Genomic DNA, 586 nt, shown 5'->3' with positions numbered 1-586 from the left:
GTCTGTAATCTTATTCTTGATGAGGCAAGATTACTTCTACTTCTGCGTGTGGACGTGGNATTACGTGAACTGAAATCAATTCACCAACGTTTTCAGCTGCAGCTGCTCCAGCATCTGTCGCTGCTTTTACTGCGCCGACATCACCACGAACTAAAACTGTTACCAATCCAGCGCCGACTTGTTCTTTACCAATCAAAGTTACGTTAGCGGCTTTGACCATTGCATCAGCTGCTTCAATTGCGCCGACGAGTCCTTTTGTTTCTACCATTCCTAATGCATTTGCGTTTGCCATGTTTATTTCCTCCAATTATTTTCTTGTTTTTAATTTTATATGAAAGTCTGTAATCTTATTCTTGATGAGGCAAGATTACTTCTACTTCTGCGTGTGGACGTGGGATTACATGAACTGAAATCAATTCACCAACGCATGAACTGAAATCAATTCACCAACGTTTTCAGCTGCAGCTGCTCCAGCATCTGTCGCTGCTTTTACTGCGCCGACATCACCACGAACTAAAACTGTTACCAATCCAGCGCCGACTTGTTCTTTACCAATCAAAGTTACGTTAGCGGCTTTGACCATTGC

At 42.9% G+C, this 586-nt stretch carries 1 protein-coding gene and 1 pseudogene; both read right to left on the bottom strand.

Annotation, left to right across the window (positions count from 1 at the left end; translation table 11 throughout):
- Positions 1 to 10: 10 nt before the first annotated feature.
- Positions 11 to 292 carry a BMC domain-containing protein gene (locus D8886_RS11655; RefSeq protein ID WP_125435786.1) on the bottom strand — a complete coding sequence of 94 codons (282 nt, stop codon included), beginning with the start codon at positions 290 to 292 and terminating at the stop codon, positions 11 to 13.
- Positions 293 to 347: 55 nt separating this feature from the next.
- Positions 348 to 586, bottom strand: a pseudogene (locus D8886_RS11650) (BMC domain-containing protein); the annotation flags it as partial.

Source organism: Streptococcus sanguinis (genome assembly GCF_003943655.1).
Taxonomy (GTDB): domain Bacteria; phylum Bacillota; class Bacilli; order Lactobacillales; family Streptococcaceae; genus Streptococcus; species Streptococcus sanguinis_F.
This window is presented reverse-complemented; position numbering and strand designations above follow the sequence as displayed.